Genomic DNA, 25,375 nt, shown 5'->3' with positions numbered 1-25,375 from the left:
GGTGGGCGCGGGACGCGGGAGGAACCGGGGGGCGGGGTGCCGGGCCCCGGAACGAGGAACAAGGCGGCCCCGCCCGTCGGTCAGGGGAAACGGGCGGGAGCCACTTTGTTCTCCCACGGTACAAAACAACGGGGCTCCCCCGCCACCACCCCCGGCGATTCGCCCGCGGCCGGCGCCGGGACGACGGCCCCGGCACCGCCCGCGGGCGCGGATCGCGGGACCGGGAACGGGCACGGCCACGGGCCGGATCGCGGGACCGGGAACGGGCACGGGGCACCCCGGCGGGCGCCCCGGTGCCGCACCCGGCTCAGGCGATGGCCTCCCACAGGCTCCACACGCCGAGGCCGATCATCAGGAGCGCGGCGACCTGGGTCACCAGCCGCAGCGGGACCCGCTTCATCAGGGCCTTGCCGCCCACGATGCCGAGGCCCGCGACGGCCCACAGGCCGAGGACGGCGCCGATGCCCACGGACAGCGGGTCGTCGTAACGGGCGGCGAGGTTCGCGGTCATGATCTGCGTGAGGTCGCCGAACTCGGCGACCAGGATGAGCATGAACCCGGTGCCGGCGACCTTCCAGAAGGACTGGTTCTCGGGCTTGCGGACCTCTTCCTCGTCCTCGGCCTTCTTCAGCAGCAGGACGGCGGCGCCGGCGAGGAAGAGCACGCCGGTCACCGCGTGCACGATTCCCTGCGGCAGGAGGGTCAGCACACTGCCCGCCGCCACGGCGAGGACGACGTGCAGCGCGAAGGCGGCGGCGACGCCGGTGAAGACGTACGAGGCGCGGTAGCGCGTACCGAGGACCAGGCCGGCGAGCGCGGTCTTGTCCGGCAGCTCGGCGAGGAAGACGACGCCGAAGACGATCGCCATGACGGTGAAGCTGATCAAGATTCCTCAATCGGTCGGGGGCCGCCCCGCCGAGAGAACGCGTCTGCGCGTGGACACCTCGGCACGGCAGCACACGGCTCTGCCCGCGCCGAGGCCGGCACGGGTGGTGCACTGCTTTGCCGAAGGTCTCGCTGGCCGGTCCCGCAACGGGCCCCGCCTCCGGGCGCCGGCCCCGCGATCGTGATCGCTGGGCAGTATGTCGACGGTCCGGCGAAGAGCTACTCCCCTTCTGCGCCGTCCATCGTACGCGACGCTGCGATGTGCACGTCAGGCCGGGCGGCCCCGCGGGGGTTCCCGCTCCCGCGGAAGGTGATCACGTCGGACGTCTTGTCGTGTCATGTTCACGTCATTAGTTTCTAACCCGGCGCTCATCCCCCCGCAACACGGCGCCGCGAGCATTCCCCTGCTCACGTCCAACACCCCCACGCCTCAAGGGAGTTCGCATGCCGAAGTTCTACGCGCGTCGACGGCTCAGCATACTGGCGGCGTTCACCGGACTCATAGCCTCCGTCGGGCTGTTGAACGGTCCGAGCGCCTCCGCCGCCCTCCCCACCCCGGTCAGCGCCGCCACCGCGCGCACGTACCTGGCCTCGCTCACCGTCAAGGCGGAGAGCCGGACCGGCTACGAGCGGGACCTGTTCCCGACCTGGATCACCATCAGCGGCACGTGCAACACCCGTGAGTACATCCTCAAGCGGGACGGCTCCAACGTCGTCACCGACTCCGCCTGCGTCGCCACGAGCGGCAGCTGGTACTCCGTCTACGACGGCGCCACCTGGTCCGCCGCCTCCGACGTGGACATCGACCACCTCGTCCCGCTGGCCGAGGCGTGGGACTCCGGCGCGAGCGCCTGGACCACCGCGCAGCGCCAGGCCTTCGCCAACGACGTCACCCGCCCGCAGCTCCTCGCCGTCACGGACAACGTGAACCAGGCCAAGGGCGACAAGGACCCGGCCGAGTGGATGCCCGCCCTCGCCTCCTACAAGTGCACGTACGTCCGCGCGTGGGTGCAGGTGAAGTACTACTACAAGCTCGCCGTCGACTCCGCGGAGAAGACCGCGCTGACGAACTACCTCGCGGGCTGCTGACCGGCCGCCCGCCGGGGGCGCGGTGTTTCTCACACCGCGCCCCCGGGACGGGTCGTGCGCGCGTGAGCGGGAAGGCGCCGGTGATGAGCACGCACCGAAGCAGCGAACCCGACCCCGCGGACCCCGACCCCGGCCGGGCCCCGACCCCGCACGACCGGCCCGCCCCCGGGCCCCGCGCGACGGACGCCCCGCCCCCGGAACTCCGCGCCACGTCCGGATCGTTGGCTACCGTGCGGGACACGACGGACGCCGAGCGACGGGGAGGCCACGTGCCGGAGCTTCGACTGGGACCGCTGCTGAGGTACGCCGACGGCGCCTCGGCGACCGTGTGGGTGGAGGCGGACCGCCCCTGCACGGCCGAGGTGCGCTGCGCGGACGGCGCCAGCGGCAGCTCCCCGACCTTCCTGGTCGCGGGCCACCACTACGCGCTGGTGCTCGTCGAGGGCCTGACCGCGGGCACGGCGACGGAGTACGAGGTACTGCTCGACGACACCCCGGTCTGGCCGCTGCCCGACTCCCCCTTCCCCCCGTCGCGGATCACCGCGCCCGGCGAGGCCGACGGCGACACGGGGGTGCGCGTGGCGTTCGGCTCCTGCCGCTGGGCGGCGCCCGCCGAGGGCAAGGACCCGGTGGGCCCCGACGCGCTGGACACCCTGGCCGCCCGGCTGGCCGCCGATCCCGCGGCCGAGCGCCCCGACGTCCTGCTGCTGCTGGGCGACCAGGTGTACGCGGACGAGACCTCCGAGAGCACCAGGCGCTGGCTCGCCGGCCGCCGCGACCTGGACGACCCGCCGGGCGCGCAGGTGGCGGACTACGAGGAGTACACCCACCTCTACGACGAGTCCTGGCGCGACCCCGAGGTGCGCTGGCTGCTGTCCACCGTGCCCAGTTGCGCGATCTTCGACGACCACGACGTCATCGACGACTGGAACACCAGCGCGGCCTGGCTCGCCGACATGCGGGCCACCGACTGGTGGCAGGAGCGGATCCTCAGCGGCCTGATGTCGTACTGGGTCTACCAGCACCTGGGCAACCTCTCGCCGGCCGAACTGGCCGTGGACCCGCTGTACGCGGCCGTCCGCGAGGCCGCCGACGGGACCACCGTGCTGCGCGAGTTCGCGGCCCGCGCCGACACCGACGCGACCTCGGTGCGCTGGAGCTACCGGCGCGACTTCGGACGGGTGCGGCTGCTGATGGTGGACAGCAGGGCGGCCCGCGTCCTCGACGAGGACCGGCGCGCGATGCTCGACCCGGGCGAGGAGCAGTGGGTGCGCGAACAGGCCCTGGAATCACCGGAGTCGTACGACCACCTCCTCATCGGCACCTCGCTGCCCTGGCTGCTGCCGCACCTCGTGCACGACGCGGAGGCGTGGGACGCGGCGCTGTGCCGGGGTGAACGCGGCACACTCTGGGCCCGGTTGGGCGAGAAGCTGCGGCGCGGGGCGGACCTCGAACACTGGGCGGCCTTCCCGGCGTCCTTCGACGCGCTCGCCGCGCTGATCGCCGAGGTGGGCTCCGGCCCGCAGGCCCCGGCCACGGTGTGCGTCCTGTCCGGGGACGTGCACCACGCGTACGTGGCGGAACCGGTGTGGCGCAGCGGCCGCCTCGACTCGCGCGTGCTCCAGCTCACCTGCTCGCCGGTGCACAACTCCGTTCCCCCGTACATGCGTTTCGGGTTCCGCTTCGGCTGGAGCCGGGTGGCCCGCGCGTTGGGCCGCGGGCTCGCGCGGCACGGACGGTGCGCGCCCACGCCGGTCGTCTGGCGCCGCACGGAGGGGCCCTGGTTCGGCAACCAGCTCATGACGCTGGTGATGCGCGGGCGTTCGTCCCGGCTGCGGCTGGAGCAGGCGCGCGCGGGGCAGGGCGACGACGGCAGGCCGTACCTGAAGACGGTGATGGAGTCCGAAGTCTCCCGCTGACAGGGCTTTTCGGGGCATCCGGCACGGTGAGCGGCGTTCGGCCGCTTCCGTGCGCCCTTGCCCGGTGTCCGTGATGCTCGCGATGCCCGTGATGCTCGTGACGCATCCCACACCCGGCCCGGATCCTGCGGCCCGCTTGTCGGCGTGGGCGGCCACCGACGGCATGATGAGGCGGACCGTCCGCTTCCATCGTGGGCGCCCCCACCGCGCGCCCCCCACACACGCTCGGGAGTCACCCTCTTGTCTGCACCGACCGCGGCCGTCGCAGGAACCGCGCAGTCCGCCGGGCCCGACGGTTCTGCCGACGTCCGGGTCGCCGTGGTCGGCGCCGGGCCGCGCGGCACCAGCGTCCTGGAGCGCCTGTGCGCCTCCGCCCCGGAACTGCTCGCCCCGGGCACCCGGCTGACGGTCCACGTCGTCGACCCGGCGCCACCGGGACCGGGCCGCGTCTGGCGCCCGGCGCAGTCGCCCGAACTGCTGATGAACACCGTGGCCGGCCAGGTCACCCTGTTCACCGACGAGACGGTGGAGTGCGCGGGCCCGGTCCGTCCGGGCCCGAGCCTGTACGACTGGGCGGCCGGCACGGACGACGCGCTCGGCCCCGACGACTACCCGGCACGCGCGCACTACGGCCGTTACCTGGCCTGGGTGTTCGCCGAGACGGTGCGCACGGCCCCGGCCCGCGTGCACGTCGAGACGCACCGGGCCCGCGCGGTGCGCCTGGAGGACGAGCCAACAGCCCTGAGACACACGGGAGTCGGCGACGGCGCGACCGCCCGGCAGTGCCTGACCCTCGACGACGGCCGGGTCCTGCGCGGACTCCACGCCGTGGTCCTCGCCCAGGGCCACCTGCCGGTGTCCGAGGACGCGGACGCCCGCCGCGCGGCGGCCCACGCCGCGCGCCACGGCCTGCGGTACGTCGCCCCCGCCTCCCCCGCCGACGTCGCCCCCGGCCCGGCGGCGCCCGCGCCGGGCGAACCGGTGCTGCTGCGCGGCCTCGGTCTCAACTTCTTCGACCACGTGGCCCTGTTGACGACCGGACGGGGCGGCCGCTTCGTCCCCGCACCGTCCACCGGCGGCCTGCGCTACCTGCCCTCGGGCAACGAGCCGCGCCTGTACGCCGGTTCACGGCGCGGGGTGCCCTACCAGGCCCGCGGCGACAACGCGAAGGGCCCCTTCGGGCGGCACACCCCGCTGGTGCTGACGCCGCGGGTGATCGCCGGTTTCCGTGAACGGGCCGACGCGGGCGACGCACCGGACTTCCTGGCGGAGATATGGCCGCTGATCGCGAAGGAGGTGGAGACGGTCTACTACGAGACGCTGCTCACGACGACCGGACGCCCCTCCTCCCGCGCCGCCTTCCGGGACCGCTTCCTGGCCGCCGAGCACCGCGGCGACCAGGAGCGCGCCGTACTGGACGAGTTCGGGATCGCGGACTCCGAACGGTGGTCCTGGGAAAGGGCGTCGAGGCCGCACGCGGGCCGTGTCTTCGCCGGCCCCGAGGAGTGGCGGCGGTGGCTGCTCGCGCATCTGCGCGCGGACGCCGCCGAGGCGGCGCGCGGCAACGTGGCCGGCCCGCTGAAGGCCGCCCTGGACGTCCTGCGCGACCTGCGCAACGAGCTGCGTCAGGTGGTCGACCACCGCGGCCTGTCCGGCGTCTCGCGCCGCGACCACCTGGACCGCTGGTACACCCCGCTCAACGCGTTCCTGTCGATCGGCCCGCCCCGCAGGCGCGTCGAGGAGCTGGCCGCGCTGGTCGAGGCCGACGTCGTACGGATCCTCGGACCGCGCCTCGACGTGCGCGAGACCGAGGGGGCGTGGCTGGCCCGCTCCCCCGACGTGCCCGGGTCCGGCGTGCGCGTCACGACACTGGTCGAGGCCCGGCTGCCGGAACCCGACCTGCGCCGCACGGCCGACGACCTGCTGGCCCGCCTGCTGCGGACCGGCGGCTGCCGCCCGCACACCGTCGACGGCCACGAGACGGGCGGCCTCGACGTCACCCCGCGCCCGTACCGGTTGATCGACCGGCTGGGGCGGGCGCACCCGCGCAGGTTCGCGCTGGGGGTGCCGACCGAGGGGGTGCACTGGGTGACGGCGGCGGGCGCGCGGCCGGGCGTGGACTCGGTGCTGCTGTCGGACACGGACGCGGTGGCACGGGCCGCCCTGCGCGCGGCGGCCGCCGGCCCGGTGCCGGCGGGGGAACCGGTCCTCGGCCGGCCCGGCGTCGAGCCGGCGGCGCTTGACCGGCCCGCGCTCAGCTCCCCGCGGGCGTCCCGCCGGACCTCCCGCCGAACGGGACCGTGAAGCAGGCGACGCGGGACCCCTTGGTGCCCGGCATGTCGTGGATCACCACGGAGGAGGCGGCGCCCGGCGCGAACCCCCAGGCGTGGTGGGCCCGCGCCGAGCCGCTGCCGCCGCGTCCGGTCGTGAGGTCGAGCCAGACCTCGTTGCCGGGGTTGGCGGCGGCCGGGTCGGCGGACGGCTCGTGCTGGAAGTGGCCGCCCGCCGCCGCGGGGTCGTTGCCGCACGGCTTCTGGTGCACGTGGACGCCGTACGCGTGCCCCGGCCGCAGGCCCGTGACCCGCAGCCGCACGTCGGTGGAGCCGTCGGCCCCGTTGCGCCGGTCGACCCGGATCGACGACCCGACGGGGACGAGGTCCGCGTCGTAGGTCACCGCCCTCGGCACGACCCCGGCCGCGGGCGCCGCGAACCGCGCGGTGGCCGGCCTCCAGCCGTGCGCGTCGGCGGTCGGGCCGCCCGCGGCGACCCCCGTGCCGCTCGCGAGTACGACGGTGGCGGCCACGACGGCGCCCACGCATGTCCCTGCCAGCATGTTCGGTCCCGTTCCTCGCAGTGGATGCCGCTCCGGTCACTGGTGGTGACGGGCGGTCGCCGGCCCGGTCGGATCCGGGCCGGCGTTCCCTCTGTTGGTAGGGCAGCCGGGGCCGGACCGCGCGCCGGCGTGCGGCAGTTGGGTGAACGGAAGTCGCGGAAGTCACGTGCCCCCGGTGGAACCGCCACCACCCGGGCGGCGTACGCTGTATGGCTGTGACTTGGCCGCCCCTGCCGCTCCCCCGCGACAATGCGGCACCGAACTGGACCACGGGGGAGGTACGGGAGTTCCGGTGCTGGAGAGTGTGGGGTCGCTGACCGACACGCCGTGGATCTATGCCGTGGTGGCCCTGTCGGTCCTGCTCGACGTCTTCGTGCCGCTGCTGCCGAGCGGCGTCCTCGTGATCACGGCCGCGACGGCGGCGGCAGCGGGCACCGGCGCGGTGACCGGCCGCGTGCCGCACGGCGTGCCCGACCTCGCGGTCCTGATCCTCTCGGCGGCGACCGCGTCCGTCCTCGGCGACCTGCTGGCGTACCGCCTGGCCTGGTCCGGGGGCGAGCGCCTGGACCGCGCCATCGCCCGTTCCCGCAGGCTGACCAAGGCGCAGGAACGTCTCGGCGCGGCGCTGGCGCGGGGCGGCGGCGCCCTGGTCGTCGTCGCGCGGTTCGCGCCGGCCGGCCGCTCGGTCGTCTCCCTCGGCGCGGGCGCGGCCCACCGCCGCATCCGCGAGTTCCTGCCCTGGTCGGCCCTGGCGGGCGTGGCGTGGGCGGCGTACAGCGTGGCCCTCGGCTACTTCGGCGGGCAGTGGCTGGGCGGCACGTGGCTGTCCACGGGCGTCTCGGTCGCGGCCCTGTTCGCGGCGGGCGCGGGCGCGGCCTACCTGATGCGCAGCCGCCCGGAGGCACCGGCCCCGGCGGCCCCCGCGTCGGTCTCGTAACCCGGGGGCTTCCCCAACTCCCTTCCCGCTACCCGGCGTTGACCCGGGGAGCGACGGAACCCCGCCCGCGCACCTCCAGCTGGCCCAGGAGCTCGGCGGTCGCCTCGGCGATCGCCTCCACGGCGTGGTCGAAGGCTTCCCTGTTGTGGGCGGCGGGAGCGCGGAACCCGGACACCTTGCGCACGTACTGGAGCGCGGCGGCGCGGATCTCCTCCTCGGTGGCCTGCTCGGGGAGCGCGGGGGGACGAAGCGTCTTGATGCTGCGGCACATGCGTCCAGTGTCCGCCCGCGGGCCCGTCGGCGTCACGTCCTCGGCCGGTCCCGGGTGCCGCGGCACGACCACGACTCGAACACATGAACCCCCTTGGGAAGCTCGCGCCGCAAAATCGAACAGGCGTACCATTGCCGGGTGGCTACGCCGTATGACTTCCCGAGTGACCTTCTCGCCGCACAGGAGGAGCTGCACCAGCTCCGGGCCGAGCTGTCGGCCCTGCTGAAGCGCCTCCCCTGGTCGGTCGAGCCCCTGGACGGCTTCAGTGACGCGGGCGGCTGGCGCAAGGTCGAGCGCCCCGCCTCGCCGGGCTGGACGCCGGACGAACAGGCAGAGGTGGAGAAGCTGCGGCAGCGGGAACACGAACTCGCGGTCTTCGTCACGACGCACCGCTACTGGTCGGACTTCACGGGCACGGACCGCGTCTCGGCCCGCGCGACCCTCAAGCACGCGCACGGGGCGGCGCCGGGCGGCACGTAGCCCGGAACGCGAGAAGGCCCCGCACCCTCCCTTGGCCGGGAAGGACGGGGCCTCACTGCTGGTCCTGACGACGGTGGGCGCGGACGGTTTCGAACCGCCGACATCCGCCTTGTAAGGGCGGCGCTCTACCGCTGAGCTACGCGCCCAGGACGAGTCGACAGCCTACATTGCCGCACGCCGGGTCCCGCAAACCCGTTGCCGCGCCCCCGGCCGGGGGTAAACCCCACCCCCGGCCCGGTAGTGCGCCGGATTCTCCGCACCGCCTCGCGTTCCTAGGGTCGTCCGTGTCACCGTCCGCGCCCCACGACCGCCCCTGAGGAGCCCCCCGTGGCCCGTTCCGTTCGCACACGTGCCCTTGTTCTCGCCGGTGCCGTCGTGGTCCTCGGCGGCGCCCTGAGCGCCTGCTCCGACGCGAGCGACGACAAGCATCCCGACCACCGCGCCTTCGTCCTGCCCGGCGACACCCTCACCGTCGACGCGGACGACTCCGCGCTGGAGATCGTCGCCGCCGCGGACAACAAGGCCGGCAGCGTCGACGTCACGCGCTGGTTCTCCGGGTCCACGTTCGCCGGCGGCGACGCCTCGGTCGACTGGCGGATGAGCGGCGACCGCCTGGTGCTGCGCACCCACTGCTCCGGGATCGTCGCCGACTGCTCCACCCGCCACCGGATCGAGGTGCCGCGCGGGGTCGCGGTGACGGTGGAGACCGACGACGGGAGCGTGCGCGCCTCCGGGTTCCGCGACGCCCTGAGCGTGCGCTCCAGCGACGGATCCGTCCGCGTCAGCGACTCCACCGGGACGCTCGACCTGCGCACCGACGACGGCTCGGTGCGCGCCGACGTCTCCTCGCGGAGCGTGCGCGTACGCACCGAGGACGGCTCCGTGGGGCTCGAACTCGGCGTCGCGCCGGACCTCGTGGACGCCTCCAGCGACGACGGCTCCGTGACGATCGGGCTGCCCGACACGTCGTACCGGGTGAGCACCGCGACGGACGACGGCTCGGTGCACGTGTCGGTCCCCCGCAGCGCGGGCAGCACGCACAAGGTGTCCGCCCGCACCGAGGACGGAAAGATCACGGTGCGGACAGTGAACTGACCGGCCCGTGTGTTCGTCCTTCACGGGTGGGAGAATGGCAGCCACGCAGGGCGAACCCAGCACGGGACACGGGAGAGGGATGTGACGGCGACACCTCCGCAGGCGCACGCGCCGTCCGCGCCGCGCCCGCGCGCCGTGCGGGACACCCTCGCCCTCGTGACACTGCCCGTGCTGGCCGCGCTCCTGGTGCTGCCCGCCTCCTTCGCCGGCGGCGGCACGCGGCGCTGGTTCGGCGGGCGCGCCGAGACCCAGCGCGCCGAGGCGCAGGCCGCGAAGGACGCGGCCGCCGAGGCCTTCTACGAGCTGGACACCGCGCAGCGCGACCTGCGCATCTCCGTGGAGACCATCTCCGCCGTCGACGACACCCCCGACGCCCGCCGCGCGGTCGCCGGGTTCGCGGCCCTGGGGCAGCGCATCGACGCGGCCAGCGGCCAGTACATCGACGCGGTCGACGCGGTGGACCTCGACCGTGACGACCTGGACGCGTCCGCCGCCGGCCGGGCCCGCACCGCGCTCACCGCGGCCAAGGACGAACTGGGCCGCGTGAAGCAGGAGTTGGACCGCTACGCCGACGGCCTCGGCCCGCTCCTCGGCAAGGCCGAGACCCAGCTCGCACGGCTCGCCCCGGCCGTCGAACGGGCCCGGCAGTCCCTCCTCGCCGCGACGAAGGCACTGGACGCGGTACGGGCGACCGACCTGAAGGCGGACGACCTGGCCGCCCGGCTCGCGGTGCTCTCCCCCGAGCTGACGAAGCTGAACCAGGGCGCCGGCCGGCACGGCATCCAGGAGACCCTGGACCGGGCCGCACGGGTCGCACGCGAGGCCGACGCGATCCGCGTCGAGGCCGAACGGCTGCCGGAGCGGGCCGCCGAGATCGACCACCGCCTGGTGTCCCTGCGCACCCGCGCCCAGGCCCTGACCACCCGCACCGGCCAGGTGGAACCGGTCCTCAGCGAGCTGCGCCGCCGCTTCACCGCGGCCTGCTGGCAGGACCTCCAGGAGGTACCGGACGAGGCCGCCGAGAACGTACGGCAGGCCGAACGGAAACTGGCGGAGGCACGCAGCGCACGCGAGGCGCAGCGCTGGCCGGACGCGACCGCGCTGCTGTCGACCGCACGGGCGCTGCTGAACACGACCGACGAGGCGGTCTCCGCCGCGGGCGACCGCCTCCGGCGCCTGAACGCGGTGCAGAAGGACCCGCAGCAGGAGATCGACCGCACCCGCTTCGCGATCAGGGACGCCCAGCGCCTGGCGATGTCGGGCGTGACGACCCCCGACCCCCGGCACGCCCGCCCCCTGGACGAGGCGGTGGCCCGCCTGGACCGCGCGATCGCGACCCTGGAGGGCCGGCACCCGGACTACTGGCACTTCCTGACCGAGACGGAGGCCGTCCGGCAGACGACGTCCCAGGTGGTGTCCCGCATACGGGAGGACCGCGGCGCGGCCCACTGAACGCCGCGCCCGGCGGCGGTGAGATGCCGTGCCCCGCCCCCTGCCCTCCCGCAGCCGGGGACGGCGAGAAGGTGCCGTGTCGGGGGGTGTTCGCCCGCAGCGGCCGGCGCGTCAGCCGCCGTGAACGTACGACCCCACCGCACACGCGCCGGTCCGAGGACGGACACCCCCCGGCGCGGCACCGACCAAGAACGAACCGCCCGCACGGCACGGGACGGGCCCCGCACCCGCACCCGCACCCGCACCCGCACCCGAAGGTCACCACAGGCGAGGCGCAGCCGCCCCCACCCCCGCTAACCTGTGCCCATGCCTCGCTACGAGTACCGCTGCCGCAGTTGCGGCGACACGTTCGAACTCAGCCGTCCGATGGCGGAATCGTCCGCCCCGGCGAGCTGCCCGGCAGGCCACGAGGACACGGTGAAGCTGCTGTCGACCGTGGCAGTGGCCGTGGGCGGCTCGTCGGCCCCCGCCCCCGCCCCGCAGTCGGGCGGCGGAGGAGGCGGCGGCTGCTGCGGGGGCGGCTGCTGCGGCTGAGGGCCGCACCGAACGAGCCTCACCCAACCCCCGCCCAGAACCTAGGAGTCGGCGGCCTCCGCCGCCCCCAGGAATTCCCGCAGGATCCGCTCCCCCGCCACCACGCCCCGCTCGGGCAGCGCGGTGACCGTGGCGGCGGTCCAGCCCTCGTCGGCGAGTTCGCCGTGGCCGGGGCGCCAGCCCCGGTCCGCGGCGAGCAGCAGGTCCGCGTCGAGGAGCGAGTCGCCCGCGGCGAGCGTCAGCTCCGCGCCGGTGCGCCGCGCGACCTCGCGCATCGCCGCGCTCTTGGTCAGCGGCCTCGGCACGGCGTAGATCTTGCGTCCCTGGAGGGACACCCCCCAGCCCCGCTGCTCGGCCCACGCGGACAGGTCCTTGACCCACCCCTCGGGCAGCAGCTCCCGCTCGACGACGAGGTAGGCGAAGAGGTCCTCGGCGACCCGGCGCTTGCGCACCCAGGACGGGTCGGCGGTGGCCTTCAGATGGCGGCGCACCTCCGCGAGCGGGGCGCACTCCGCGGCGACCCGGGTGGTGACCCCGGCGTGCCAGTCGGGGTCGGAGACCCCGTCGACCAGCACGTGGCCGCCGTTGGCGCAGATCGCGTAGGCGGGCTCACGACGGTCGGGGCGCTCGGCGGGCCCCGGCCCCGGCAGGCTGATGCGCGCGTACTGCTCGCGGGTACGGGTCGTCGTCGGGACGAAGACGGTCCGTTCGGCGACCTCGGGGAGGAGTCCGGCGGCGGTCTCGGTGACGTACGAGAGCGGCTTGCCCTCGTAGACCTCGACGCAGAGCAGCCGGGGCGCGCGGGCGTCGGGGGCGGTCAGGGCGAGTGCCCCGGCCGAGTAGATGAGGGTGCGGTCCAGGTCGCTCGCGACGAGCACCCGCATCAGACGGCCACCGCCCGGCCGTCGGCGCCGGTGGCGCCGCGCGTGTACTGCGGGTGGATCAACCCGACGCAGGTGTAGGGGAGTTCGGCGACCTCCTCGACGGGCACCCCGCGCTGTCCGGCGAGCAGCCGGACGTGGTCGAGGTCGGCGCCCGCACCGGCCCGCGCGAGGATCTTCCACGGCACGCGGCGCAGCAGGACGCGGGTGGTCTCGCCGACGCCGGGCTTGACGAGGTTCACGTCGTGGATGCCGTACTCCTCGCTGATGCGCTCGACGGCGGCCCAGCCCTCCCAGGTCGGGGTGCGGTCGGCGGCGAGGAGTTCCTTGGTCTGCACGTCGACGGCGTCGGCGACCTCGGGGAAGTGTGCGGCGACGGCGTCGAGGAAGTCCAACGACACGTCGGCGCCCGCGAGTTCGCGGTAGTACTTCGCGCCGTGGAAGTCGTCGGGGCCGACCAGGTCGGAGCGCAGCACGGTGCGTGAAATGAGGCCGGACACTGTGGAGTTGAGGCACGCGGAGGGGATCAGGAAGTCCTCGCGGGTGCCGTACGTGCGCACGCAGGAGCCGGGGTCGGCGAGCACCGCGATCCCGGGGTCGAACCCGGTGACGTTCTCGGCGGCTTCGAACTCCCGTATCGCGTCGGCGAGTTCGCGGGTGATGGCGCCCTTGCCGGTCCAGCCGTCGACGAACACGACGTCGGCGGGGTCGTGGTGGGCGGCGAGCCAGCGCAGCGCGTTGGCGTCGATGCCCCGGCCGCGCACGATGGACACGGCGTAGTGCGGCAGGTCGAGGCCGTGCCGGTGGGCGGCCCAGCGGCGCATCAGGACGCCGACCGGGGTGCCGGCGCGGGCGAGGGAGACGAGGACGGGCCGGGGCGAGCGCTCGGCGAGGACGGTCTCGGTGACGACGCCGACAGCGTGCGCGATGCGGGCGGCCGAGGTGCGCAGGGCGGCCTGGAACAGCTCCTGGTACTGCTCGCTGGGCTGGTACTCGACCGGCAGCGACTCCGCGTAGTGGGCGCCGCCGCTCTGGATGGCCTCCTCGCGCTCCTCGGTCGGGGCCTCCAGCGTCACGTCCGAGAGGTCCTGGAGCAGCCAGCCGACCTCGTCGGGCGGGTAGGAGGAGAACGCGGGTCCGCGGAGCGGTTCGGGCAGCATGGCGGGCCTTTCGGGGACGTGCGGGGGCTCGGGCGCGTACGAGGGGACCACCGCGAGCAGGACGTGCGGGACGTGCGCGGCGAGCTGGGCCAACAGGCCGTCCGGGGCGTGCAGTTCGGGGGTGTCGCCGACGGAGTCGACGACGGCGACGACGGCGTCGAAGCCGCCGCCCGCGACGTTGTAGGCGTACCGCTCGCCGGGTCCGTCGGCGGGGTGGTCGTGCGCCGGGAAGACGAGGCGGCTGCGTATCGCGTAGCCGGGGTCGTCGACGGCGAGGACCGGGGAGCGGGTGGTCGTGGAGAAGCGCACCTCGGCGTCGGCGATCTGCTCCAGCTCGTGGGCCAGGCGCAGCGGGGCGTACATGAGTTCCTCGAAGCCGAGGACGAGGACCCGGCCGGCGTCCGGCGGCAGCGCCTCGGCGAGCCGTGCGGCCATGGCGGGCAGGGCCCGGTCCAGGCCGGCGCGGTGCGCGGGGGTGAAGCCGTGCCGCCCGCCGTCGGGCACACCGCGCGGCCAGCACAGCCCGACGCGGGCGATCCGGCCGGGGGCGCCGGCCGCGGGGTGGGGCCGGCCGCCCGCCGCCGAGGCGTCCGCCTCGTGCCGGGCGACCAGTTCCTGGCCCTTCCGCAGCACCCCGTCGGGCAGCCGCACCGTGCCGGAGGCGGCGGCGACCAGGTCCACGCGGGCCCCGATCTCGGCGGCGAACGCGTCGAGGCGCCCCGCGTCGGCCGCGGAGCGCATGTCGACGAGCGCGACGACGACGTACCGGGAGCGGGGGTAGCGCGCGTGCAGGTCGCGGATGGTGTTCAGGACGGTGTTGCCGGTGGAGAACTCGTCGTCGACGAGGACCAGCGGGCCGCCCGAGACCAGCAGCGCCGGGTCCTCGGGGAGCAGCAGGTGGGAGGTGGCGTGGGAGTGGGCCTCCTCGAAGCCGCCGGCCGTCGCGACGCCGGCGACCGGCCGCCGGGTGGAGTGCAGGTAGGGGGCCGGTCCCAGCCCGTCGGCGACCGAGTGGCCGAGCCCGGTGGCGGTCTCCGCGTAGCCGAGCACCACGGCGGCGCGCGCCTCGTCCGGTCCGAGCAGGGCACGCACCCGGCGGCCGAGCGCGAAGCCGTGGCCGTGGACGACGGACGGCGCCTGCGGCACGTGCTTGCCCAGCACGTTCGACACCAGCAGGTGCGCGCGCCGGGGGTTGCGGCGCAGGGCCAGCCCCAGGAGGCTGTGCAGTCCGTCGTCACCGGCGAGTTCGACGCCGAGCCGCTCGGCGACCCAACTGCCGGACCAGACACCGTTGTTCACTGCCTTCTTCATGCCTTCCTCAAGTTGGCGCCCGCCCCGGCCGGTCGGCCGGTGTCAGCCGGGTATGCCGGCGGCGAGCAGTTCCACGAAGCCGATGTCCTCGCGGGCGACGCCGAAGACCTCGGCACGCAGCATGGTCCGCTCCGCCCAGGCGCGGTGCGGCTTCACCTCGTTCATCTTGTTCGTGTACGCCGACCTGAGCACACCGCCGCCGCCCCGCTCGGGGCGCAGGATGTCCTGGGCGTCGCTGAACTCCTCGTGGCTGACGACGGACAGCGCGTGCACGGGCAGGACGTGGGTGGGGTGGATGCAGGTCTTGCCGAGCAGGCCGTTGGCCTTGTCGAGGGAGATCTCCCGGAGCAGGCCGTCCATGGCGTGCTCGATGAGGGACTCGCGCAGGGCGACCGCCTTGTTCTCCAGGAACGGGCTCTGCCGCAGCTGCGGCTTGAACATCCGCTCCTGGACGCGGAAGTACTCCCAGACCGGGCCGGTCACCGTGAAGCCGGTGCCGTCGGCCCGGCCGAGCATGTTGACGACGTCCGCGATGACGGAGGCGACGACCTGCACGTCGTACGCGGTCATGTCGGGGGCCCGGCGCAGACCGTACGAGGAGCAGAAGTCGGTGACGCCCAGGCGCAGCGCGAGGACGCGGTCGCGGTACTTGTCGACGGCGCGGGAGATGCCCTCCAGGGTCTCCACGCGGGACTCGCGGTAGAGCAGCTCGGGCGACTCCAGGACCGGCATGGCGAACAGCCGGTGCCCGCTCGTGGCCTCGGCGTCGGTCAGGGCCTCCAGGAAGGGGACGCCGCGCTCCTCGGTGAACTTGGGCACGACGAATCCGGACAGCAGCCGGACCGCGGGGCCGAGCCGCCGTACGAGGTCGGGGATCTGCTCGGGGAAGCGCACCCGGACGAACAGCAGGGGCAGCGGCACGCCGGGCCGGCCGGCGAGGTCGGTGAACTGCCGGACCAGGTTCTCCTCGGCGCCGGTGACCTCGGCGTCGTCGATCGAGTCCTCCAGGCACAGCACCATCGAGACGACACCGGCACGGGCCTGCTTGACGACGTCGTCGGCGAGGCGGGGCCGGGTCGCCGGGCTGTAGAGGGTGGCGCCGAGGCCCGCGGCGAGCACACGGGCCGGTGAGCCGGCGTCGAACGCGGCCGGCTCCTGGTGGAAGAGACGCTTCCGCACGTCGGCGGCGATGTGCCCGAAATGTTGCATACAGCTCCCCCGCGGCAGCGGAACGGTCGGTTGACTGCCACCTGTGGCCCCTGCGGGTTTTCCTCGGGTGGCCGGTAATAGTACGTACGAACCTGTGTCAGAGGTTCCCGCGGGGCATGAATTTCAGGTAACCCGGCCATGTCGGCGGCAATTCGGCGGCCTGTCGGTTCCGGCCACGCAAGCGCATCCGATCCCGCACCCCGCATTGTCGTGACCAGGACCGAGAGGGCAGGATGACCGCATGACGCACGCGATGCTGAAGGGGTCGAACGTCCCGCTGGAGGCGGCCGCGGTCCGCGCCGTGCTGCGCTGGACGCCGGGACAGGGGGTGCCGGACGTCGACGCGTCCGCGCTGCTGCTCGGGACCGACGGCCGCGTGCGCTCCGACGAGGACTTCGTCTTCTACAACCAGCCCCGGCACCCCTCCGGGAAGGTCTGGCGGCTGGGCAAGAAGCGGGTCCCCGAGGGCACCACCGACACGATCCGGACGGACCTCGCGGGGATCGAGCCGGGCGTGGGCCGCGTCCTGCTGGTCGCCTCGGCGGACGGCGTCGCCTTCGGCCGGGTACGCGGACTGCGCATCCTGCTGTACGACGCGGCCGGGCCGGAGGACGAACCGCTGGCGTACTTCGACGTGCGGCCGGAGACCGGCGAGGAGACCGCGCTGATTTGCGGCGAGCTGTACCGGCGCGGCGACGGCTGGAAGTTCCGCGCGCTGGGCGAGGGCTACTCGAACGGGCTGAAGGGGCTGGCCACCGACTTCGGCATCTCGGTGGACGAGTCGGAGGCGATCGACGAGGACGGCTCGGGACAGACCCCCGACCCGGACCGCCCGCCCTCGGCCGGCACGTCCGCTCCCGCCTCCGCGCCGGACGTCTCGTACCCGCTGCCGCCGGAGCTGCCGGCGACCGTGCCGCACCAGCAGGGATCGCCCTCCTACGGCTACCCGCCGCAGGCCGTGACCGTGCAGCAGCCGCCGGCCACCGCGCCCGCGTACGGCTATCCGCAGCCCACCGGGCAATCGGGGTACGGCTATCCGCAGCGCCCGGCGCCGGAACGGCCCGCCGCGAACGCGGGGCAGTCCGGCTACGGCTACCCGCAGCCGGCGGCCGCCGCGCCCGACCCGGACTTCCGACTGCCGCCGCAGGGACCGCAGTTCATCGGCCGCTGACGACGGGCGGGCCCGACGGGCCCGGCCCGCACGGCTGTCCGGCCGCCCGGGTGCCGCCCGGCCCGCGTCTCAGAGCTGTTCGGCCTTCGTCTTGTAGCCGCGGCCCCACTGGAGCCCCCAGCCGTAGAGGCGGTCCAGTTCGGCCTGGAACCCGTAGACGAACTTCACCTCGCGGCGCACGACCAGCTCGCCCTTGACGTTCTCGATCAGGACGACCGCGCAGGAACGGGCCTGCGGGTGGCGCTCGTCGAGGTGGATCTCGATGCGCGGCCCGTTGCTCGGGTAGAGGGTGACGCTGGCGTGCGTCCGGTCGAAGGCGGGCGTCTGGTCGTAGATGTAGACGAATATCAGCAGCCGCTTGATGTTCTCGCGGTGGTCGAGGTTGACGTAGAGGGTCTCCCCCGACGCCGAACCGAACCGGTCGTCCCCGCTGAGCTTCACGTACGGCGCCGCGTTGACGTCGCCGAGATAGCCGCCGAGCGGCTGCACGACGCCCTTGGTGCCGTCAGCCAGCTCGTAGAGGCAGCCGAGGTCGAGGTCGACGTTGACCATGCTCTGGCTGTGGCCCATCACCTCGGGCGGGCGCAGTGCGCCGAAGGGGTGCTTGAAGAGGCTGCCGCGGGTGGGACCGCCGATGTCGGAGGTGCGCATGCGCCAGGTGAGGTTCACGCGCAGGTGACCGGTGGCGGCGCCCTGTTTGGTCAGCGACACCTGGTGGTGCCGTTTGGTCAGTTCGATGGCGTTGGTCGACGCGTTGCCCGAGTCGAAGTCCGCCGCCCGTCCGCCCCTGAGCCCGTCGAAGAAGCCCATCCGCCCCGCCCCCACCTTCCATCGGTCCGCGGCAGGCTGACGTGCCGCGTGCCCTCCACCGCCGAAGGGGCGGCCCGAGGAGTGGTCCTCGTGGCCGCCCCGCTCAGAGCGTTCCTCCCGGGGAGGGGTGTCACACCCCGGACGAGACCTCAGTCTTCTCGTCCGAGCCCTGGGCTTTTCCCTCGGCCGCCGCGATGGCGCGGTTGCGGCGCACGGAGGACCAGAAGGACCAGGCGATGAGGACGACACCGATGAGACCGGTGATGACCTCGTTGATCTCGTACTGGATGGTGACCATCAGCAGCACGGCGAGGGCGCCGATCGCGTAGTGCGCGCCGTGCTCCAGGTAGACGTAGTCGTCGAGGGTGCCCTGGCGGACCAGGTAGACGGTGAGGGACCGGACGTACATCGCGCCGATACCGAGGCCGAGCGCCATCAGGACGATGTCGTTGGTGATGGCGAACGCGCCGATGACGCCGTCGAAGGAGAAGGAGGCGTCGAGGACCTCCAGGTACAGGAACATGAAGAAGGCGGCCTTGCCGGCCAGCAGGACGGCGGGGCGGGCGCTGCCGGAGCGCTTCTCCTCCTCCTCCTTCTCGTGCTCGCGTTCCTCCTCCTCTTCGAGGCGGCTCTCGAAGTGGCCGGAGAGACCGTTCACGATCATGTACGTGATCAGGCCCGCGATGCCGGCGATGAGGACCGTCTGCGCCTTGTCGGCGTGCGCGCCGCCGTGCTGGTGGGCGTGGGCCGCGAAGGTGAAGGACGTGATCAGCAGGACGATCAGCGCGACGCAGACCGACAGCATGTCGACCTTGCCCAGCTTGGACAGCGGGCGCTCGATCCAGCGCAGCCACTGGATGTCACGCTCCTCGAAGATGAAGTCGAGGAAGATCATCAGCAGGAACATGCCACCGAACGCGGCGATCGACGGGTGCGCGTCGGTGACCAGCTGCTGGTAGCGGTCCTTGTCGTTGAGCGCGAGGTTCACCGCGTCGATGGGGTTCAGCTTCGCGGTGACGGCGACGATCACGACGGGGAAGACCAGCCGCATGCCGAAGACGGCGATGAGGACACCGACGGTGAGGAAGATCTTCTGCCAGAACGGGCTCATCTTCTTCAGGATTCCGGCGTTGACCACCGCGTTGTCGAAGGAGAGCGAGATCTCCAGGACCGCGAGGATCGCCACGACCCCGAAAGCGGTCCATCCTCCGTAGAACACCGCCGCGACCAGGCCGAGCGCGGTGATCGCGAACGACCAGCCGAAGGTTTTCAGAAGCACTGGCTACCCAATCCTGTGTGGGGGCACCCCCAGACGATGTCTGAGTGAGAGTCTCCCCCGCGCCGTACTCGGCTTTACCTATCGTTGACCATGCAGTCTAGGGGCCACCCGGGCGTGGCGGTACAAGCGAGTCGCATATATGCCTGTATGTGCCCGAACCGTGTCTCAGGAGACGTGGACGCCGAAGTCGAGGGCGATGCCCCGCAGTCCGGACGCGTACCCCTGGCCGACGGCGCGGAACTTCCACTCGCCCTGGTAGCGGTAGAGCTCGCCGAAGATCATGGCCGTCTCGGTGGAGGCGTCCTCGCTGAGGTCGTAGCGCGCGAGTTCCTGGCCGTCCGCCTGGTTGACGACTCGGATGAACGCGTTGCTGACCTGTCCGAAGGTCTGGCCGCGGTTGTCCGCGTCGTGGATGGAGACGGGGAAGACGATCTTGTCGCAGGCCGCGGGCACCTTCGGCAGGTCCACCAGGATCGACTCGTCGTCGCCCTCGCCCTCACCGGTGAGGTTGTCGCCGGTGTGCTCGACCGAGCCGTCGGGGCTCTTGAGCTGGTTGTAGAAGATGAACCACTCGTCGCCCATGACCCGGCCGCCGGTGCACAGCAGGGCGCTGGCGTCCAGGTCGAAGTCGGCCCCGGTGGTCGAGCGCGCGTCCCAGCCGAGTCCGATCAGTACCTGGGTGAGGTTGGGTGCGGCCTTGGAGAGGGAGACGTTGCCTCCCTTGGCGAGCGTGACGCCCATGATGCTGTTCCTCCCCGATTGCGTGCGTGTGTGCTGTGTCGTCGTTGACGTACTGCGCGTCCGGCGCCGCACGGAAACGTGCGGCGCCGGACGGATGCGCAGGGTGGGCACCCCCCGCGGGCCCGGTCGTGCGGCACGCCCCGTGCGAGCGCGCGGTGGCGCGGGTCAGACGTTGACGCCGAAGTCCTGCGCGATGCCGCGCAGGCCCGAGGCGTAGCCCTGGCCGATGGCACGGAACTTCCACTCCGCGCCGTTGCGGTAGAGCTCACCGAAGACCATCGCGGTCTCGGTGGAGGCGTCCTCGCTGAGGTCGTAGCGGGCGATCTCCGCCTCGCCGGCCTGGTTGACGACGCGGATGAACGCGTTGCGCACCTGGCCGAAGGACTGCTGGCGGTTCTCCGCGTCGTAGATCGAGACGGGGAAGACGATCTTGTCGACGTCCGCGGGGACCGTGGCGAGGTTGATCTTGATCTGCTCGTCGTCCCCCTCGCCCTCACCGGTGATGTTGTCGCCGGTGTGTTCCACCGAGCCGTCCGGGCTCTTCAGGTTGTTGAAGAAGATGAAGTGCGCGTCGCTGGCGACCTTGCCCGACGTGTTGAGGAGCAGGGCGCTGGCGTCGAGGTCGAAGTCGGTGCCGGTCGTCGTCCTGACGTCCCACCCGAGGCCCACGATCACGGCGGTCAGGCCCGGGGCCTCCTTCGTCAGCGATACGTTGCCGCCCTTGCTGAGGCTGACTCCCACGGGTCCTCCATTGATGTCCAGGGGCGGGGAGCCCCAATGTGCGCCGATACCGGATCAACGATCCGATCCTAGTGACGGGTTCCCGCCCCTCGCAGGCCCTGGAACCGACAAATCACAGGGTGTCGAGCGCCTTCACGTAGTCGTTCAGGTCGCGCGCGTCCGGCAGGCCGTTGACCACGGTCCACCGCACGACACCCTCCTTGTCGATGATGAAGGTCCCGCGCACGGCGCAGCCCTTGTCCTCGTCGAAGACGCCGTAGGCGCGCGAAGTGTTGCCGTGCGGCCAGAAGTCGGACAGCAGCGGGTACTCCAGGCCCTCCTGCTCGGCGAAGACGCGCAGGGTGTGGATCGAGTCGTTGGACACGGCGAGGAGCTGCGTGTCGTCGTTCTCGAACTGCGGCAGGCTGTCGCGCAGGGCGCACAGCTCGCCCGTGCACACGCCGGTGAACGCGAAGGGGTAGAAGAGCAGCACCACGTTCTTCTCGCCCCGGAAGTCGGACAGCTTCACGGTGGCGCCGTGATTGTCCTTGAGCTCGAAGTCGGGTGCCTTGTCGCCGGTCTGGATCGCCATGGTCCTGCATCCCTTCGGAGGGGCTGTTCGGGTGAGCCCACCCTACGCAGCGATCACCGGGGAACGCCGACGGCCCGGCCGCGCCCCGCGGTGGGGCGCGACCGGGCCGTCCGGTGCCGTTCGGGTGTCCTCGGGTAGGACGAGCGGTGGTGTCAGCGCTTGGACTTGGCGGCCTTCGGCGTCGCCAGCCGGCTCCCGCTCCAGTCCTTGCCCACACTGACGCTCTTGCTCGCCGACAGACCCGCCGTCGTCGCGGCTTCAGAGATGTCGCTCGGCTCGACGTAGCCGGTACGTCCTGTCTTCGGCGTGAGGAGCAGGATCGCGCCACCTTCTTCGATGTACGTGATGGCGTCCACCAGCACATCGGTCAGGTCGCCGTCCTCGTCGCGGAACCAGAGCACCACGGCATCGGCGACGTCGTCGTACTCCTCGTCCACCAGGTCGCTGCCGATGACGTCCTCAATGGCTTCGCGGAGCTCCTGGTCCACGTCGTCGTCGTAGCCGATCTCCTGGACCACCTGCTCGGGCTGGAACCCCAGCCTGACGGCAGGGCTCGTCCGCTCCTCCGCGTGGTCCGCGGTCGCGCTCACGGGTTGCCTCCTGATCATGTCTTCGGTGAGTGTTCGGCTTCGCGCGTGCGCGAAGCATTGGCCGTAGTCCACACGGGCGGGGCGGATCGCGCAAGTACCCGGCGGTTCGGACCGCCGAAACGGTGACGATCCTGGCCGTGTCGCCGCAACTCCAGGCACGGTAACCCAGCTCTCGGTGATGTACACCACGTCGTTCTGCCCGGAATGCGCGTTTGAGAACCCTCCGTGGGTACGAGTCTCGAATGACTTTGCCATGCCCGCCATGTGCCGGGCGTATCGTTGCGTTTTGCCCGGGACAGCCCCGAAGATACGCCGCCCGGCTGGGGAAATGCGCGGCGGGGTCCGCGGGATTCCCGCCGGACGGGGCCTGCGGCGACCGTTCCGGGACCCTTTCGCGAGGCCGTCTTCGCGGCCTCCGCACGGCGGAGATGACGTTTGTCCCGCCGCGGTACACGATGGGGGACGGTGCCGGCACCTGGAAAGCCGAGGGAAATCCCGTACGAACGAACAGAGTCGGGCGTGAACGAAGAAAAGCACGCGCGCACCGGGCAGCAGAAGAACGAACAACGGGCAGACCCAGATCAGGCACCAACGGAAATCGATGAAGAAGTGGCCCTCTGACAGGTAAGGAACATCGTGGCTTCCGGACCCGATCGCAACCCGATCATCATTGGCGGCCTGCCGAGTCAGGTTCCTGACTTCGATCCCGAGGAGACGCAGGAGTGGCTCGACTCGCTCGACGCCGCCGTCGACGAGCGGGGCCGCGAACGCGCCCGCTACCTGATGCTCCGGCTGATCGAGCGCGCCCGTGAACGGCGGGTCGCCGTCCCCGAGATGCGCAGCACGGACTACGTCAACACTATCGCCACCAAGGACGAGCCGTTCTTCCCCGGCAACGAGGAGATCGAGCGCAAGGTCCTGAACGCGACCCGCTGGAACGCCGCGGTGATGGTCTCGCGCGCGCAGCGTCCGGGCATCGGCGTGGGCGGGCACATCGCCACGTTCGCGTCCTCCGCCTCCCTCTACGACGTGGGCTTCAACCACTTCTTCCGGGGCAAGGACGACGGCACGGGCGGCGACCAGATCTTCTTCCAGGGGCACGCCTCCCCCGGCATCTACGCCCGCGCCTTCCTGCTGGACCGGCTCAGCGAGGCGCAGCTGGACGGGTTCCGCCAGGAGAAGTCGAAGTACCCGGAGGGGCTGTCCAGTTACCCGCACCCGCGGTCCATGCCGGACTTCTGGGAGTTCCCGACGGTCTCCATGGGCCTGGGACCGCTCGGCGCGATCTTCCAGGCGCGGATGAACCGCTACATGCAGGCGCGCGAGATCGCGGACACCTCCGCCTCGCACGTGTGGGCGTTCCTCGGGGACGGCGAGATGGACGAGCCGGAGTCGCTCGGCCAGCTCTCGATCGCCGCCCGCGAGGGCCTGGACAACCTGACCTTCGTGGTCAACTGCAACCTCCAGCGCCTCGACGGCCCGGTGCGCGGCAACGGGAAGATCATCCAGGAGCTGGAGTCGGTCTTCCGGGGCGCCGGCTGGAACGTGATCAAGCTGGTCTGGGACCGGTCCTGGGACCCGCTGCTGGCCCGCGACCGCGACGGCGTGCTGGTGAACCGGATGAACACCACCCCGGACGGCCAGTACCAGACGTACGCGACGGAGACCGGCGCCTACATCCGCGACCACTTCTTCGGCGACGACCAGCGGCTGCGCGCGATGGTCGAGAACATGACCGACGACCAGATCCTGCACCTGGGCCGCGGCGGCCACGACCACCGCAAGATCTTCGCGGCGATGGCGGCGGCCAAGGCGCACAAGGGCCAGCCGACGGTGATCCTCGCGAAGACGGTCAAGGGCTGGACGCTGGGCCCGAACTTCGAGGGCCGCAACGCCACGCACCAGATGAAGAAGCTGACGGTCGACGACCTCAAGCGCTTCCGCGACCGGCTGCACCTGCCCATCTCCGACAAGGAGTTGGAGTCCGGCGCGCCGCCGTACTACCACCCGGGCCGCAAGTCCGAGGAGATCCAGTACATGCACGACCGCCGCAACGCGCTGGGCGGTTACGTGCCCACGCGGGTCGTGCGGTCGAAGGCGCTGCGGCTGCCCGACGAGAAGACGTACGCGAGCGTGAAGAAGGGGTCGGGTCAGCAGTCGATCGCCACCACGATGGCGTTCGTACGGCTGCTCAAGGACCTGATGCGGGACAAGGAGATCGGCAGGCGGTTCGTGCTGATCGCGCCGGACGAGTACCGCACGTTCGGCATGGACTCGTTCTTCCCGAGCGCGAAGATCTACAACCCGCTCGGCCAGCAGTACGAGTCGGTCGACCGTGAACTGCTGCTCGCCTACAAGGAGTCGCCGACCGGGCAGCTGCTGCACGACGGCATCTCGGAGGCGGGCTGCACGGCGTCGCTGATCGCGGCGGGCTCCGCGTACGCGACGCACGGCGAGCCGCTGATCCCGGTCTACGTCTTCTACTCGATGTTCGGATTCCAGCGCACCGGCGACCAGTTCTGGCAGATGGCCGACCAGTTGGCGCGCGGTTTCGTCCTCGGCGCGACCGCCGGACGTACGACCCTGACCGGTGAGGGTCTTCAACACGCCGACGGCCACTCGCAGTTGCTCGCGTCGACCAACCCGGCGTGCGTGGCGTACGACCCGGCCTACGGGTACGAGATCGCGCACATCGTGCACGCGGGGCTCGACCGGATGTACGGCAGTACGGACGAACACCCGCACGGCGAGGACGTGTTCTACTACCTGACCGTCTACAACGAGCCGATCCAGCACCCGGCCGAACCGGCGGACGTCGACGTGGAGGGCATCCTCAAGGGCGTCCACCGCATCTCGGCGGGCACGTCCGGCACGGTCTCCGCGCAGATCATGGCGTCCGGCGTCTCGGTGCCGTGGGCCCTGGAGGCGCAGCGGATCCTCGCCGAGGACTGGAACGTCCGGGCCGACGTCTGGTCGGCGACCTCCTGGAACGAGCTGCGCCGCGAGGCCGTGGAGTGCGAGCGGCACAACCTGCTGCACCCCGAGGAGGAGCAGCGCGTGCCGTGGGTGACGCGCAAACTCGACGGCGCCGAGGGCCCGTTCGTGGCGGTGTCCGACTGGATGCGGTCCGTGCCGGACCAGATCGCGCGGTGGGTGCCGGGCACCTTCCAGTCGCTGGGCGCGGACGGCTTCGGCTTCGCCGACACCCGGGGCGCGGCGCGGCGGTTCTTCCACATCGACGCGCAGTCGATCGTGGTGGCCGTGCTGACCGAGCTGGCGCGCGAGGGCAGGATGGACCGTTCGGCGCTCAAGCAGGCCGTCGACCGCTACCAGTTGCTCGACGTCTCCGCGGCGCACCCGGGCACGGCGGGCGGCGACGCCTGACCGGCCGGAACGGCGGAGGGGGCGGAGAACCA

22 protein-coding genes and 1 tRNA gene are annotated in these 25,375 nt (G+C 72.4%); 10 read left to right on the top strand and 13 right to left on the bottom strand.

Features of this window, described 5'->3' with window-relative positions; all coding sequences use genetic code 11:
• Positions 1–307 precede the first annotated feature (307 nt).
• Positions 308–886 (bottom strand): TMEM165/GDT1 family protein, encoded by a 579-nt coding sequence (locus ACFZA0_RS02910; RefSeq protein WP_391010196.1) that lies wholly within the window; start codon positions 884–886, stop codon positions 308–310.
• Between the two features lie 443 nt (positions 887–1,329).
• On the opposite strand from ACFZA0_RS02910, the gene ACFZA0_RS02905 reads away from it, so the two are divergent.
• From ACFZA0_RS02905 to ACFZA0_RS02895, 3 genes are all read left to right on the top strand, one after another.
• Positions 1,330–1,974 carry a DUF1524 domain-containing protein gene (locus ACFZA0_RS02905; RefSeq protein WP_391010193.1) on the top strand — a complete coding sequence of 215 codons (645 nt, stop codon included), beginning with the start codon at positions 1,330–1,332 and terminating at the stop codon, positions 1,972–1,974.
• A 269-nt stretch (positions 1,975–2,243) separates the two neighbouring features.
• A complete protein-coding gene (locus ACFZA0_RS02900; RefSeq protein ID WP_391010190.1) occupies positions 2,244–3,893 on the top strand; it encodes an alkaline phosphatase D family protein in 1,650 nt (549 codons plus the stop codon).
• A gap of 240 nt (positions 3,894–4,133) precedes the next feature.
• A complete protein-coding gene (locus ACFZA0_RS02895) occupies positions 4,134–6,197 on the top strand; it encodes an FAD/NAD(P)-binding protein (protein ID WP_391010187.1) in 2,064 nt (687 codons plus the stop codon).
• Here the strand turns inward: ACFZA0_RS02895 and ACFZA0_RS02890 are convergent.
• Positions 6,148–6,726: a superoxide dismutase family protein gene (locus ACFZA0_RS02890; RefSeq protein WP_391010184.1), complete on the bottom strand. Its 579-nt coding sequence runs from the start codon at positions 6,724–6,726 to the stop codon at positions 6,148–6,150. The genes ACFZA0_RS02895 and ACFZA0_RS02890 overlap by 50 nt on opposite strands.
• Positions 6,727–7,018: 292 nt before the next feature.
• Here ACFZA0_RS02890 and ACFZA0_RS02885 point away from each other — a divergent pair, with 292 nt between their 5' ends.
• Complete coding sequence (locus ACFZA0_RS02885; RefSeq protein ID WP_391010181.1) at positions 7,019–7,663, top strand: VTT domain-containing protein; 645 nt, start codon at positions 7,019–7,021, stop codon at positions 7,661–7,663.
• 28 nt (positions 7,664–7,691) lie between these two features.
• Here ACFZA0_RS02885 and ACFZA0_RS02880 read toward each other — a convergent pair whose 3' ends face one another.
• Complete coding sequence (locus tag ACFZA0_RS02880; protein WP_391010178.1) at positions 7,692–7,934, bottom strand: DUF2277 family protein; 243 nt, start codon at positions 7,932–7,934, stop codon at positions 7,692–7,694.
• Positions 7,935–8,072: 138 nt separating this feature from the next.
• Between ACFZA0_RS02880 and ACFZA0_RS02875 the strand changes: the two genes are divergently transcribed.
• Entirely contained in the window at positions 8,073–8,414 is a 342-nt protein-coding gene (locus ACFZA0_RS02875) for a hypothetical protein (protein ID WP_391010175.1), read from the top strand.
• Between the two features lie 74 nt (positions 8,415–8,488).
• Here ACFZA0_RS02875 and ACFZA0_RS02870 read toward each other — a convergent pair.
• Positions 8,489–8,560, bottom strand: a tRNA-Val gene (locus ACFZA0_RS02870).
• A gap of 181 nt (positions 8,561–8,741) precedes the next feature.
• Between ACFZA0_RS02870 and ACFZA0_RS02865 the strand changes: the two genes are divergently transcribed.
• From ACFZA0_RS02865 to ACFZA0_RS02855, 3 genes are all read left to right on the top strand, one after another.
• Positions 8,742–9,509, top strand: coding sequence for a hypothetical protein (locus ACFZA0_RS02865; protein ID WP_391010173.1), 768 nt, complete (start codon positions 8,742–8,744; stop codon positions 9,507–9,509).
• Between the two features lie 81 nt (positions 9,510–9,590).
• Positions 9,591–10,961, top strand: a complete 1,371-nt coding sequence (locus ACFZA0_RS02860; protein ID WP_391010170.1) for a hypothetical protein — start codon at positions 9,591–9,593, stop codon at positions 10,959–10,961.
• A 306-nt stretch (positions 10,962–11,267) separates the two neighbouring features.
• Entirely contained in the window at positions 11,268–11,495 is a 228-nt protein-coding gene (locus ACFZA0_RS02855; protein ID WP_391010167.1) for an FmdB family zinc ribbon protein, read from the top strand.
• A 41-nt stretch (positions 11,496–11,536) separates the two neighbouring features.
• Here ACFZA0_RS02855 and ACFZA0_RS02850 read toward each other — a convergent pair whose 3' ends face one another.
• From ACFZA0_RS02850 to ACFZA0_RS02840, 3 genes are read right to left on the bottom strand one after another with little or no spacing between them, the layout of a single operon-like run.
• On the bottom strand, positions 11,537–12,379 hold the full coding sequence (locus ACFZA0_RS02850) for an HAD family hydrolase (protein ID WP_391010164.1): 843 nt from the start codon (positions 12,377–12,379) through the stop codon (positions 11,537–11,539).
• On the bottom strand, positions 12,379–14,847 hold the full coding sequence (locus tag ACFZA0_RS02845; protein ID WP_391010161.1) for a phosphoribosyltransferase domain-containing protein: 2,469 nt from the start codon (positions 14,845–14,847) through the stop codon (positions 12,379–12,381). Before ACFZA0_RS02845 ends, ACFZA0_RS02850 begins: the two co-directional genes overlap by 1 nt.
• A gap of 42 nt (positions 14,848–14,889) precedes the next feature.
• Entirely contained in the window at positions 14,890–16,056 is a 1,167-nt protein-coding gene (locus ACFZA0_RS02840; protein WP_391010158.1) for an HpcH/HpaI aldolase/citrate lyase family protein, read from the bottom strand.
• 241 nt (positions 16,057–16,297) lie between these two features.
• Here ACFZA0_RS02840 and ACFZA0_RS02835 point away from each other — a divergent pair, with 241 nt between their 5' ends.
• Positions 16,298–17,227: a TerD family protein gene (locus ACFZA0_RS02835; protein ID WP_391010155.1), complete on the top strand. Its 930-nt coding sequence runs from the start codon at positions 16,298–16,300 to the stop codon at positions 17,225–17,227.
• Between the two features lie 69 nt (positions 17,228–17,296).
• Here the strand turns inward: ACFZA0_RS02835 and ACFZA0_RS02830 are convergent, their stop codons facing one another.
• The 6 genes from ACFZA0_RS02830 to ACFZA0_RS02805 all read right to left on the bottom strand — a co-directional run bounded on the left by ACFZA0_RS02830 (position 17,297) and on the right by ACFZA0_RS02805 (position 21,959).
• A complete protein-coding gene (locus tag ACFZA0_RS02830; RefSeq protein WP_391010152.1) occupies positions 17,297–18,037 on the bottom strand; it encodes a Tellurium resistance in 741 nt (246 codons plus the stop codon).
• Between the two features lie 130 nt (positions 18,038–18,167).
• On the bottom strand, positions 18,168–19,316 hold the full coding sequence (locus ACFZA0_RS02825) for a DUF475 domain-containing protein (protein WP_391010150.1): 1,149 nt from the start codon (positions 19,314–19,316) through the stop codon (positions 18,168–18,170).
• 165 nt (positions 19,317–19,481) lie between these two features.
• Positions 19,482–20,057 carry a TerD family protein gene (locus ACFZA0_RS02820; RefSeq protein WP_391010147.1) on the bottom strand — a complete coding sequence of 192 codons (576 nt, stop codon included), beginning with the start codon at positions 20,055–20,057 and terminating at the stop codon, positions 19,482–19,484.
• A 165-nt stretch (positions 20,058–20,222) separates the two neighbouring features.
• Positions 20,223–20,798 carry a calcium homeostasis/redox stress adaptation protein gene (locus ACFZA0_RS02815; RefSeq protein ID WP_391010144.1) on the bottom strand — a complete coding sequence of 192 codons (576 nt, stop codon included), beginning with the start codon at positions 20,796–20,798 and terminating at the stop codon, positions 20,223–20,225.
• A gap of 112 nt (positions 20,799–20,910) precedes the next feature.
• Positions 20,911–21,369, bottom strand: a complete 459-nt coding sequence (locus tag ACFZA0_RS02810) for a redoxin domain-containing protein (protein WP_391010141.1) — start codon at positions 21,367–21,369, stop codon at positions 20,911–20,913.
• Between the two features lie 152 nt (positions 21,370–21,521).
• Complete coding sequence (locus ACFZA0_RS02805; protein WP_391010138.1) at positions 21,522–21,959, bottom strand: DUF3052 family protein; 438 nt, start codon at positions 21,957–21,959, stop codon at positions 21,522–21,524.
• A gap of 636 nt (positions 21,960–22,595) precedes the next feature.
• On the opposite strand from ACFZA0_RS02805, the gene aceE reads away from it, so the two are divergent.
• Positions 22,596–25,343 (top strand): pyruvate dehydrogenase (acetyl-transferring), homodimeric type, encoded by a 2,748-nt coding sequence (aceE, locus tag ACFZA0_RS02800; RefSeq protein ID WP_391010135.1) that lies wholly within the window; start codon positions 22,596–22,598, stop codon positions 25,341–25,343.
• The last annotated feature ends 32 nt before the right edge of the window (positions 25,344–25,375 follow it).

This window comes from Streptomyces sp. NPDC008150 (assembly GCF_042956945.1).
In the GTDB taxonomy this organism is placed as follows: domain Bacteria; phylum Actinomycetota; class Actinomycetes; order Streptomycetales; family Streptomycetaceae; genus Streptomyces.
This window is presented reverse-complemented; position numbering and strand designations above follow the sequence as displayed.

What these genes read in the sequence shown, in the direction of transcription:
- ACFZA0_RS02855 (WP_391010167.1), top strand. Translation starts at nt 11,268, where the DNA reads ATGCCTCGCTACGAGTACCGCTGCCGCAGTTGCGGCGACACGTTCGAA.
- ACFZA0_RS02905 (WP_391010193.1), top strand. Translation starts at nt 1,330, where the DNA reads ATGCCGAAGTTCTACGCGCGTCGACGGCTCAGCATACTGGCGGCGTTC.
- ACFZA0_RS02845 (WP_391010161.1), bottom strand. Translation starts at nt 14,847, where the DNA reads ATGAAGAAGGCAGTGAACAACGGTGTCTGGTCCGGCAGTTGGGTCGCC.
- ACFZA0_RS02840 (WP_391010158.1), bottom strand. Translation starts at nt 16,056, where the DNA reads ATGCAACATTTCGGGCACATCGCCGCCGACGTGCGGAAGCGTCTCTTC.
- ACFZA0_RS02880 (WP_391010178.1), bottom strand. Translation starts at nt 7,934, where the DNA reads ATGTGCCGCAGCATCAAGACGCTTCGTCCCCCCGCGCTCCCCGAGCAG.
- ACFZA0_RS02890 (WP_391010184.1), bottom strand. Translation starts at nt 6,726, where the DNA reads ATGCTGGCAGGGACATGCGTGGGCGCCGTCGTGGCCGCCACCGTCGTA.
- ACFZA0_RS02850 (WP_391010164.1), bottom strand. Translation starts at nt 12,379, where the DNA reads ATGCGGGTGCTCGTCGCGAGCGACCTGGACCGCACCCTCATCTACTCG.
- ACFZA0_RS02810 (WP_391010141.1), bottom strand. Translation starts at nt 21,369, where the DNA reads ATGGCGATCCAGACCGGCGACAAGGCACCCGACTTCGAGCTCAAGGAC.
- ACFZA0_RS02835 (WP_391010155.1), top strand. Translation starts at nt 16,298, where the DNA reads ATGACGCACGCGATGCTGAAGGGGTCGAACGTCCCGCTGGAGGCGGCC.
- ACFZA0_RS02820 (WP_391010147.1), bottom strand. Translation starts at nt 20,057, where the DNA reads ATGGGCGTCACGCTCGCCAAGGGAGGCAACGTCTCCCTCTCCAAGGCC.
- ACFZA0_RS02830 (WP_391010152.1), bottom strand. Translation starts at nt 18,037, where the DNA reads ATGGGCTTCTTCGACGGGCTCAGGGGCGGACGGGCGGCGGACTTCGAC.